Origin of the sequence: Frondihabitans sp. Leaf304, assembly GCF_001423105.1 — a bacterium.
In the GTDB taxonomy this organism is placed as follows: Bacteria; Actinomycetota; Actinomycetes; order Actinomycetales; family Microbacteriaceae; genus Frondihabitans.
In genome coordinates this window covers 2,216,330-2,226,878 of sequence record NZ_LMNV01000002.1, presented here as the reverse complement: position 1 = coordinate 2,226,878, position 10,549 = coordinate 2,216,330, and the positions used below count along the sequence as shown (strand labels likewise).

At 67.1% G+C, this 10,549-nt stretch carries 11 protein-coding genes; 6 read left to right on the top strand and 5 right to left on the bottom strand.

Going from position 1 to position 10,549, the window contains the following annotated elements; all coding sequences use genetic code 11:
- Positions 1–69: 69 nt before the first annotated feature.
- Complete coding sequence (locus tag ASF54_RS16445) at positions 70–237, bottom strand: hypothetical protein (protein WP_157510109.1); 168 nt, start codon at positions 235–237, stop codon at positions 70–72.
- Between the two features lie 463 nt (positions 238–700).
- On the opposite strand from ASF54_RS16445, the gene ASF54_RS10115 reads away from it, so the two are divergent.
- Positions 701–1,099, top strand: a complete 399-nt coding sequence (locus tag ASF54_RS10115; protein WP_055961597.1) for a hypothetical protein — start codon at positions 701–703, stop codon at positions 1,097–1,099.
- A gap of 15 nt (positions 1,100–1,114) precedes the next feature.
- Here ASF54_RS10115 and ASF54_RS10110 read toward each other — a convergent pair whose 3' ends face one another.
- A complete protein-coding gene (locus tag ASF54_RS10110; RefSeq protein ID WP_055961594.1) occupies positions 1,115–1,594 on the bottom strand; it encodes a nucleoside deaminase in 480 nt (159 codons plus the stop codon).
- Positions 1,595–1,832: 238 nt separating this feature from the next.
- Here ASF54_RS10110 and ASF54_RS16440 point away from each other — a divergent pair, with 238 nt between their 5' ends.
- Positions 1,833–2,003 carry a CsbD family protein gene (locus tag ASF54_RS16440; protein WP_123940423.1) on the top strand — a complete coding sequence of 57 codons (171 nt, stop codon included), beginning with the start codon at positions 1,833–1,835 and terminating at the stop codon, positions 2,001–2,003.
- Positions 2,004–2,090: 87 nt separating this feature from the next.
- Here ASF54_RS16440 and ASF54_RS10105 read toward each other — a convergent pair whose 3' ends face one another.
- Genes ASF54_RS10105 through ASF54_RS10095 form a run of 3 tightly spaced genes read right to left on the bottom strand, consistent with a single transcriptional unit; the run spans position 2,091 to position 5,973 of the window.
- Positions 2,091–3,080, bottom strand: coding sequence for an aldo/keto reductase (locus ASF54_RS10105; RefSeq protein ID WP_055961591.1), 990 nt, complete (start codon positions 3,078–3,080; stop codon positions 2,091–2,093).
- Positions 3,080–3,985 (bottom strand): TolB family protein, encoded by a 906-nt coding sequence (locus ASF54_RS10100; RefSeq protein WP_157510108.1) that lies wholly within the window; start codon positions 3,983–3,985, stop codon positions 3,080–3,082. The genes ASF54_RS10105 and ASF54_RS10100 overlap by 1 nt, the downstream gene beginning before the upstream one ends.
- The gene (locus ASF54_RS10095) at positions 3,982–5,973 is read right to left on the bottom strand and encodes a beta-galactosidase (protein WP_055961585.1); all 1,992 of its coding nucleotides are present in this window, start codon (positions 5,971–5,973) and stop codon (positions 3,982–3,984) included. Before ASF54_RS10095 ends, ASF54_RS10100 begins: the two co-directional genes overlap by 4 nt.
- A 215-nt stretch (positions 5,974–6,188) precedes the next feature.
- Here ASF54_RS10095 and ASF54_RS10090 point away from each other — a divergent pair, with 215 nt between their 5' ends.
- The 4 genes from ASF54_RS10090 (at position 6,189) to ASF54_RS10075 (ending at position 10,540) form a co-directional block, all read left to right on the top strand.
- Positions 6,189–7,514, top strand: a complete 1,326-nt coding sequence (locus ASF54_RS10090) for an ABC transporter substrate-binding protein (RefSeq protein ID WP_055961582.1) — start codon at positions 6,189–6,191, stop codon at positions 7,512–7,514.
- 71 nt (positions 7,515–7,585) lie between these two features.
- The gene (locus ASF54_RS10085; protein ID WP_084816093.1) at positions 7,586–8,575 is read left to right on the top strand and encodes a carbohydrate ABC transporter permease; all 990 of its coding nucleotides are present in this window, start codon (positions 7,586–7,588) and stop codon (positions 8,573–8,575) included.
- Entirely contained in the window at positions 8,572–9,489 is a 918-nt protein-coding gene (locus ASF54_RS10080; RefSeq protein ID WP_084816092.1) for a carbohydrate ABC transporter permease, read from the top strand. Before ASF54_RS10085 ends, ASF54_RS10080 begins: the two co-directional genes overlap by 4 nt.
- Before the next feature lie 40 nt (positions 9,490–9,529).
- Positions 9,530–10,540: a LacI family DNA-binding transcriptional regulator gene (locus ASF54_RS10075; RefSeq protein ID WP_055962429.1), complete on the top strand. Its 1,011-nt coding sequence runs from the start codon at positions 9,530–9,532 to the stop codon at positions 10,538–10,540.
- The last annotated feature ends 9 nt before the right edge of the window (positions 10,541–10,549 follow it).

Here is a 10,549-nt window from a genome sequence, read left to right as displayed (position 1 = left end):
GGGTAGGGAAGACGACCCCTTCGCGCTCCGTCACGCGGCCTCCGCTCGGCTGCGGCGACTGCTTCTTGCTCAGAGGCCCAGGGCGCCCTTGATGTGTTCCCAGATGGCGTTGACCGCGAGGCCACTGATGATGTTTTTGATCCAATTGGGGGCCGACCTGAGCCAGCCCACGAACCGCGACAGGCTGGCCTTCACTGCGGGAAGCATCTTGGCGAACAGTCCGGGTATGGACTTCACGCCGGCGATAAAGGCGCGAGCCGCAGCCCCAAAGATCGGGTTGCGAGTCTCAGATGGAGTCGCATGCTGGGGTGACATCGGTCTTGGGGTGACCGCTCCGGGTGACCGGACTTGCTTGACTGCGGAACCGGGGGAGTCTGCAGTCTGAATTACTGCCGAACTGACAGCAAAATTCGGAGGTGCGCTTGCCTGCGCTGGGGTGGCTCCGAGTCCTGCGCTGAGTGCCACGATCGTGGCGCTGGCTAGGAGTGTGGTTCTGATCATCATTGCGCTCTTTCGCTTCATTGCGGTTGGGCTGGACCCGCGCCCGAGGGGGAGGCGACATCTTTGTGCGCCGGGTGCACTGTGGCACATCTTGCGCGTCAACTCAAAATTGACATTTCTTACATCCGTGATGACACTGTTGAGGACGCGCGCAGGCCTGACCCCAAATGTCGGGGCCCCGGACGGAAGCTGATCGACGATGACCTACTACAGAAATCTCGCTATCGCCCTGCGTTCGAGAAGGCTCCGTGAAAATGAGATCGCCCTGGTTCTCTGCGAGACCTACCGCGAATCAATCCGTACGGGCATGAGCGCAGAGCAGCTTGTCGGAGCGGCAGATGAGTACGCTGCGTCATTCACCCGGGGGCAGGCCTACTCCGCGGGTCATCGTCTAGCAGCTCTAATGGTCATCGTGGCGGCAGCGCTCGTCATCGGCCAATCGGCCCTCTACGCGTTGCAAGGCGTGGGCCCTGAACCAGGCACGCTGGCATTCTGGCTAGGGCCTCTGCTCGCCGTAGCAGTTGGCGTCGGCGGCGGCTTTCTCCTTGATCATCGACTGCCGCGCAGGTTTCGCAAAGAGTGTCTTACCAAGGCCTGATTCGCGTCGGTTCGCTCAGGAGGAGTGCTTGGCGGTCCAATCGGCGAAGGGGGCCGTCGCGTTCGCGACCTGTCCCTGCTCAGCGGGCAGTGATCGATCCTCGATGCTCTTGGTGTACTCGTCGTAGAACGTGCCCAGGCTCATGAGACGGTTGCCGTCTTCGTAGTGCTCGGCCTCTTCCTCGCGCGAAACCGCGTAGATCACGCGGTCGGGCTGGGCGTAATAGAGGGCACCGAGGCACATCGGGCACGGGTAGGCGGTGACGTAGGCGTCGAAGCCGCGGAGGTCGGTGATGCCCTGTTCGGCGGCCATCCGGATGGCGCGGATCTCGGCGTGCGCGGTGGGATCGCCGGTCTGAGCGACGTGATTCTGCGCCTCGACCACGACCTCCCCGTCGCGGACGAGCAGGCAGGCGAACGGCTTGCCGCCCTGGTCGACGTTCTCCTGAGCTCGTTGGACGGTCAGGGCGGTGAAGGTGTCGTCGCGATCGGTCATGACTTCGAGCGTGCTCTTCGGCGGCTGGCCCGGTGCCGAGGATTCGGGGGACGAGCGCGGCGAGGAGGCGTCGGGCCGCCGCTAACCGACGAGGATCGGCCAATCCGACCTGGTGCGCCGCGTCGGAATGGCCGATTCGCGTCGATTTCCGCGTCACCTGAGCATCTGCGGGGGACTCGCGCCTACCATCTGCCGAAAGTCGGGGATTCCCGGCGCGAGGTGTTGAGAAGGGAACGTCATGTCCATTGGAGACAAGGCAAAAGATGTCATTCAGAAGGCTGCCGGCCACGCTGAGGAGTTCGTCGGCAAGAAGACCGACGACGACGAGCTGAAGCACCAGGGCCAGAAAGACCAGGCCATGGGCGAGGCGCGCAAGAAGACCGAGGACGTCAAGGACAACCTCAAGTAACGACGAACTACGACACGACCCCCGTCACCTCTCGAGGTGGCGGGGGTCGTGCCGTTTCGCGTCGGGTTACCCAGAGCCGAGCCCCGCCTACGCGTCGAGCGCGATCCCGGCCGGCACCACGGCGTCGAGCTCCGCCCACAGCGCCTCGGGCAGAGCGGCGGTGGCGTCATCGATGGCCGACTCGAGCCGAGGCAGGGAGGAGACCCCCACGACGGTGGAGTGGATCCTTGGCTCGCGAATGCTGAACTGGAGCGCCGCCGTCTGAAGCGGAATTCCGTACGAGTCGCAGACGCCCTGCAGGCCGTTCACGGCGCGGAGGATCTCGGGGGTCGCGGGCTGGTAGCCGTAGGAGCCGGCGAAGCGCGGGTCACCGGTGAGGATTCCGCCGCCGTACGGTGCCGCGTTCGTGATGCCCATGTTCCGGGCGGTCGCCGCATCGAAGAGGTCGGACGCCGAGCGGTCGACGAGTGTGTACCGGTTATGGGTGATGAGGGCGTCGAAGAGGTCGGTCTCGACGAACTGCTGCAGCATGCCCACGGGGCCGCCCGAGATGCCGATCGAGGAGACGAGCCCCTCCTCTTTCATGGCGACGAGCGCCGCGACCGGGCCGTCTGCGGCCATCGCCGCGTCGAATCCGATCGTCTCGGGGTCGTGCAGATGCATCACCTGGATGCGCTCGAGGCCGAGCCTCGACAGCGACTCCTCGAGGGAGCGTCGCATCCGGTCGGTCGAGAAGCTGCCGGTCGCGACGTCGCGGTCGAGTTTCGTCTGCACGACGAGGTCGTTGCCGACCGAGCCGTCGACGACCGCGGACGACGCGGCCAGGGCACTGCCGATCAGCGGCTCGCTGCGCCCCTCGCCGTACTCGTTCGAGGTGTCGAGGAAGTTCAGAGTCGACCCGCCCTGCGACGCCGAACCGAGACGCAGCGCGCCGATCGCCCACGACCGTGCGATCTCGGCGATGCGCACGTCGGCGTCGGCCTGCGACTCCTCACCCTTGGGGCGGCCCCACGACGAGGTTCCGATGCAGAGGGGCGAGACCGAGAAACCGGTTCGGCCGTAGATGCGCTGTTCCATCAGTACTCCAACTCATATGACACGCAGGCGAAGCTGTCGGACGACGGTGCCCACGAGTTCATGTTCAGTGTGCCCTGTCCGCCGGTGAGGTGGAGCACATCGCGCTGACCGGAGCCGTCGGGCTCCATCGACCGGATCACGACGTCGACGTCGCTCGCATGCCCCACGGTGCCGGGCGGGAACGACAGGTAGACGACCTGTGACCCATCGGGCGACACCTTCGGAAACCAGTTGACGCGCTCGTCGTCGGTCAGCTGCTTGACACCTCGACCGTCGGGGCGCATGCGGTGCACTTGCGAGTGCCCGCGCGTCGATGAGCCGAGCTCCGAGCCGAAGTAGAGCCACCCGTCGGGTGACCAGTCGCAGCCCACCGAGTCGGCGGTCCAGCCGCTGAGGCGGGAGACCTCCCGCGTGCCGAGGTCGAGCAGAAACAGCCCGCTCACGAAGTCGAGCCCGTCGCGACGCTCGGCGCCGGTGAACGCGAGAGTGCCACCGTCCGGCGACTGCCCCTGCAAGAAGTAGCCGAAGACTCCGTCTCGATCGGGCGAGACCTGCACCGGCTCACCACCCCCGACGGGCACGGCGAAGAGGTGCCCGGTGGTCTCCGACGACGAGTAGATCGTTGCCCCGTCGCGCGAGACGAGATGGTCGTTGTTGTGATCGTCGAGGGCCCCCGAGGCGATCGGGGTCGGCACCCCGCCGGCCGCGGGCACGCTGTAAAGGCGGCCCGCGGCGTTGACGATCAGCGACAGCCCGTCGGGCGTCCAGTTCGGTGACTCGTAGGCGATATCGTGCGACTCGTGGACCACCCGAGTCGTGCCCGTGACCGGGTCGACCACCAGGATCCTGCACACCTGCCCTGGGGCCAACGTCCGCCAGCGGGCCTCCCGCAGGATCGGGATCACGCGTCGTCGCGCAGCACGACCGCGTCTCCGGCGGTCACGACCGCGCCCGTGGGCAGGGTCACGTCGCGGTCGGTGTGGTTGATCCAGGTCGTGAACGTCACCCCGTCGGCTCGGCGCGACACCCGCTCGACACCGCGGAGTGCGACCGGCCCGGCCTCGACGCCGGCGTCGGCGTAGGCGCCCACCAGCACGTCGGCGAGCTGCTCGGCGGTGAAGTCGGTAGAGAGGTACCAGGCGTGACCGGCACCGAAGGAGTTCCGCGTGACTGCCGCGCCGCCCGCCATCGGACCGTCGACATAGGCGTCGATCGACTCGGCACCCTGCAGCAGGATCGCGTCGGTCCAGCGGCTGCCGACCGCGCCGGAGCTGAGCTGCACCGGGGTGTCCTGGGGAAGCGGGCCGAACTCCTCGACCGTGAGCCCGAGCACGTCGCGGAGCGCACCGGGCATCGCGCCGTCGTGCACCGTGTCGTGCGAGTCGACGATGCCCGTGAAGTACGACGAGACGAAGGTGCCGCCGGCCGCGACGAACGCCTCGATGTTCGTGCGGGCTGTCGTCGAGATCAGGTAGAGGCTCGGAGCGACGACGAGGTCGTACGTCGAGAGGTCGGCCTCCGGGTGCACGAAGTCGGTCGTGATGCCGTCTTCCCAGAGGCGCGTGTAGAACGTCTCGATCTGGCGCCGGTGCGCGAGCTCGACGCTCGGTCGCCACTCGAGATCCTGCGCCCAGAACGACTCCCAATCCCAGAGGATCGCGACCGACGCGTGCACGCGGCTGCCGACGGCGGGTGCGAGCGCCCCGAGCTCGGCACCGAGGGCGACGGTCTCGCGGAACACCCGCGACGTCTCGCCCGCGTGCGGCAGCATCGCCGAGTGGAATTTCTCCGCGCCGTAGCGGGAGGCCCGCCACTGGAAGAACAGGATCCCGTCGGCCCCTCGGGCGAAGTGCTGCAGGCTGTTGCGGCGCAGCTCGCCGGGCTGCTTGCGCAGGTTGCGCGGCTGCCAGTTGACGGCCGAGGTGGAGTGCTCCATGAGGATCCAGGGACGCCCGGCGGCGAGCGAGCGGGTCAGGTCTGCATCGAGGGCCAGCAGCACGTGGTTGTCGGTGCGCTCCGCCACGAGGTAGTGGTCGTTCGAGACGATGTCGACCTCGTTCGCCCAGGTCCAGTAGTCGACCGACGGGCAGTTCGTGGCCATGAAGTTCGTGGTGACCGGGATGCCGGGCGAGAGCCGGTGCAGGATGTCGCGCTCGCGGCGGAAGCACTCGAGCAGGGCGTGGTTGGTGAATCGGGCGAAGTCGAGGCGCTGCGACGGGTTGACGACGGTGGCGGCGGTGCGCGGGGCGTCGATCTCGCTCCACGCGCCGTAGCGCTGACCCCAGAACGTCGTGCCCCAGGCGCTGTTGAGTGCGTCGAGGGTCGTATAGCGGGCAGCGAGCCAGAGGCGGAAAGCGGCGACCGACGCCTCGTCGTAGCTCTCGGAGATCGGCGCGCCGTATTCGTTGTGGACGTGCCAGAGGGTGACGGCCGGGTGCGAGCCGTAGCGTTCGGCGAGAGCCGTGACGATGCGGGTGGTCGCCTCGGCGTAGGCGGGCGAGCCCGGGCTGGCCATGCCGCGCGAGCCGAAGCCGAGGGGCACGCCGTCGCGGGTGACCGGTCGCGCCTCGGGGTGCTTCGCCCAGAACCAGGCGGGCGGCGAGGCGGTCGGGGTACCGAGGTCGATCGCGATGCCGGCCGTGTGCAGCAGCTCGATGACCTCGTCGAGCCAGACGAAGTCGAATTCTCCCTCGCGGGGTTCGAGCAGCACCCACGAGAAGATGCCGATGCTGACCAGGTTGACCCCGGCCTCGCGCATGAGACGAATGTCGTCGTCCCAGACCTCGCGAGGCCACTGCTCGGGGTTGTAGTCGCCGCCGAACGCGATGGTGGAGGTGCCGGGGAGCCAGCCGCTGCCAGTGCCGGGGATCGTCTCGGGCTGGGTCGTGGTCATTCGGTTCTCCTCGCTGAAAACAGGGCTTGGCCCGGCTGGAACTGTTACCGGTTACGGAACTGTAACCGGTGACAGAGTCGAGTATCACCGCAAAAGACGGGCTTGACAAGCCGCTGAGTGCGTGACGTACTGTAACCGCTAACAGTCACAGGGCCCGGCACCGGGCGTGCACAGCAGCCGACGCGAAGACGCTCGGCACTCAACGAGGAGGAACAATGCGCAGAACCATTCGCGCCGCAATCGGAGCGGGCGTCCTGGCCGCGGCTCTGGTCATGACCGGCTGCTCGAGCAGCGGATCGTCGAGCAGCAACGACGGCAGCCTCGGCACCGCCGACAAGCCGGTCAAGCTGACCTTCTGGGGATGGGCCCCCAACATGGACAAGGTCGTCGACACCTGGAACTCCACCCACAAGAACATCCAGGTCACCTACGTCAAGACCGACGCGGGCGACCCGGCCGTCACCAAGCTGCTGACAGCCATCAAGGCAGGATCCGGGGCTCCCGACCTCATGCAGGCGGAGTACCAGAAGATCCCGACCCTCGTGTCGGCCGACGCAATCATCGACATCAAGAAAGACGTCTCCGACACGACGACGTCGAAGTTCTCGGACGGCGTCCTGTCGTCGGTGACCCTAGGATCCGACGCGCTGTACGGGATCCCGCAGGATTCCGGCCCCATGATGTTCTACTACCGCGCTGACATCTTCAAGAAGCTCGGGCTCTCCGTGCCCACCACCTGGGCGGAATACGCCGACGCCGCGAAGAAGGTGCACGAGGCCGACCCGAAGAACTACCTCGGCACGTTCTCGTCCGCCGACGCCGGCGAATTCGCCGGTCTCACGCAGCAGGCCGGCGCCTCCTGGTGGGGCTCCGACAAAGACTCCTGGTCGGTCGACATCGACTCGGCCGCGACCAAGAAGGTCGCGTCGTTCTGGGGCGGACTCGTCGAAGACGGCGTCATCGACAACCAGCCGCAGTACACGCCCGAATGGAACAAGGGCCTCGCCGCCGGCACGCAGGTCGGCTGGGTCAGCGCCGTCTGGGCGCCCGGCGTCCTCGCCGGCAATGCACCGAAGACCGCCGGCAAGTGGAAGATGGCGCCGCTCCCGCAGTGGACCGCGGGCGAGCAAGCCACCGGCAACTGGGGAGGGTCTGCCGTCGCGGTCACCTCGCAGTCGAAGAACGTCAAGGCCGCCGTGCAGTTCAACACCTGGCTCAACACGAGCAAGACCGCTGTCAGCCAGATGGTGACCGATGGCGGGCTGTACCCGGCCGACACGGTCGACTCGAAAGAGGCCCTCGCCACCGGCAACGGCTTCTTCAAGAACCAGCCCGATTTCTACACCCAGGCCGCCAAGATCGCCGAGACCGTGAAGCCCTTCACCTACGGACCGAACGTGAACGTCGCCTACTCGGCATTCAACGACCAGTTCGGCAAGGCAGCTCAGGCCAAGAGCCAGCAGGCGTTCCTCGACGCGGCCGCGCAGATGCAGAAGATCACTGTGGCCGACCTCAAAAATTCCGGCTTCACCGTCAAATAGCAGCGTCCACTCCTCAGGGGCGGGCCCGAAGTCAGGGTCCGCCCCGCCCCCTTCCCCCAGGAGGACTAGAAATGACCACCACCGTCGACGTCGACCAGACCGCCCCCGGGCGCGATCCGGCGGCGAAGCCGTCCGCGCCGGCCCCCCGGGCCGCCCGCCGTCGCCGTTTCAATTTCACCCCGTACGCGATGCTCGCCCCCGCGGCCATCCTCTTTCTCGTCTTCATGGCGGCGCCGATCGTCTACACGCTGATCCTCAGCCTGCAGAAGACCGAGGTGCAGGGTCTCGGACTCGGATCCGGCGCTCGAAAGACGGTCTTCGCGGGCCTCTCGAACTACGCCGCAGCGTTCTCCGACCCCGACTTCCTCGCCAGCGCGGGCCGAGTGGGCCTGTACGGGTTGATCCTGGTGCCAGCCATGCTGGTCCTCGCGCTTGTCTTCGCGCTGCTCCTCGACTCCAAGCGCACCCGGCTCGCCGGCTTCTCGCGCGTGGTCATCTTCCTGCCCTACGCCGTCCCCGCCGTCATCTCGAGCCTGCTCTGGGGATTCCTCTACCTGCCGAGCGTCAGCCCCTTCGTCGACCTCGCGAACGCGCTCAACCTGCCGTCGCCCGACGTCCTCTCGCAGGGCACCGTGATCTTCGCCATCGCCAACATCGCCCTCTGGGGCGGCGTCGGCTTCAACATGGTCGTGATGTACACGGCACTCAAGGCGATCCCGACCGACCTGTACGAGGCCGCTCGCCTCGACGGGGCAAGTGAGATCCGCGTCGCCCTCGCCATCAAGATCCCGATCATCCTGCCGTCGCTCATCATGACGGCGATCTTCTCCCTGATCGCGACCCTCCAGGTCTTCGCCGAGCCGACCACGCTGAAGCCGCTCACCAACTCGATCTCGAGCACCTACACCCCGCTCATGAAGGTCTATCGCGACGCCTTCATCCGCAACGACGTCAACTCGGCCTCGGCGACGTCGATCATCATCGCCGTCACGATCTTCGCGCTCTCGTTCGTCTTCCTCCGGGTCGTCCAGCGCCGCGCCTTCCAGGAGGAGAACTCATGAGCACCGTCACCAAGCCCCTCTCCTCGCGCTCGTCGATGGGCCGCCCGCCGTTGGCCAAGAACCGATCGGGTCGGATCGGCGCAAACGACAAGACCAGCTACACGTCGACGATCATCCTGCTGCTCGGCGCGCTCTACTGCCTCCTGCCGCTCGCGTGGGTGCTGATGGCGTCGACCAAGTCGGGCGGCGACCTGTTCACCAGCAACACCTTCGTGCCCTCGGGTCACCTGTTCGACAACATCGTCGAGCTCACCCAGTACCGGGGTGGCCTCTACTGGCGCTGGATGCTCAACACGGCCCTCTACGCCGGAGTCGGCGCGTTCCTCTCGGCGGCGGTCTCGGCCTTCGCCGGTTTCGCCCTCGCGAAGTACACCTTCAAGGGCAAGCAGGCCACGTTCATGGTGCTGCTGGCCGGCGTGCTGGTGCCCGGCGTGATCCTTGCGATCCCGCAGTACTTCCTGCTCGCGCAGGTCGGCCTCACCAACACCTATTGGGCCGTGCTGCTGCCGCAGATCATCAGCCCGTACGGCATCTACCTGGCGCGCATCTACGCGGGTGCCTCGGTGCCGAACGAGATCATCGAGGCCGGTCGCACCGATGGGGCGAGCGATCTCCGCATCTTCCTGCGGCTCGCGGTGCCCATGATGGCGCCCGGACTCGTGACGGTGTTCCTCTTCCAGTTCGTGGGCATCTGGAACAACTTCATGCTGCCGTACATCATGCTCGGCGACGACCGCCTCTACCCGATCACCGTGGGGCTCAACGGTCTGCTCAACCAGGGCTCGACCGTCCCGGCGCTGTACTCGCTGGTGATCACCGGGGCGCTGCTCTCGATCATCCCGCTGGTCGTGCTGTTCCTCGTCCTCCAACGGTTCTGGAAGGTCGATCTCGGTGCCGGAGCCGTCAAGTCCTGATCCCGTGGTCTCGGCGATCGACCGCAATAGACTGCGAATCGTGACCGAGACCGCCAGGCGACCGACGATCCGCGACGTCGCGTCGGTCGCCGGGGTCTCGAGCGGCACCGTCTCGCGGGTGCTGAACGGCCGCAACTGGGTGAGCCCCGAGTCGAAGGCCGCCGTGCAGGCCGCCATCAAGAAGACGGGCTACCGCGTCAACGGTGCGGCGCGGAGCTTGGCGATGAGCCGGTCGAACACGATCGCCTTTCTGCTGACCGAGACCCAGGCGGTTCTCTTCGAGGATCCGAACTTCGCGGCTCTCGTGCGGGGAACTTCCGCCGAGCTCGGCAAGCGCGACATCTCGTTCGTCTTGATCATGGCGGGCGACGAGGCCGAGCAGAACCGGGCCCTGAACTACGTCGCGGCCGGCCACGTCGACGGTGTGCTCCTCGCCTTCACCTCCGCCCACGGCAACCCGCTCGTCGAGCGCCTCATCCAGGCGAACGTGCCGATGGTCTCGGCGGGTCAACCCCTCGGCTTCGAGGGCGAGCTCGGTGTCGTGGCGGCCGACGACCTCCAGGGCGCCATCGCGATGACGAAGCATCTGCAGAGTCGCGGTCGCACGCGCCTGGCGACGGTCGCCGGCCCGCGCGATACCCCCGGTGGGCGGGCCCGGCTCGAGGGCTACCGCCGTACCCTCGGCGACGACTTCGACTCGGCTCTCGTGCGGCACGGTGACTACACGCGCGATAGCGGCGTGGCGGCGATGCAGTCGCTTCTCGAGGCCGACCCGACGATCGACGCCGTCTTCGCCGCGAACGACGCGATGGCCGCCGGTGCGATCGACGTGCTGCTGCGGTCGGGGCGCCGCGTTCCCGAGGACGTCGCAGTCGGCGGCTTCGACGACTCCGCGTTCGCGACCTCGACCCACCCCGCGCTGACGACCATGCGTCAGCCCTTCGATCGCATCAGCGCCGAGATGGTCCGGGTGCTCCTCGACATCATCGACGGCGCCGGCACCTCGACGATGATGCTGCCCACCGAGCTCGTCGTTCGCCAGTCGACCTGATCCGCGTTT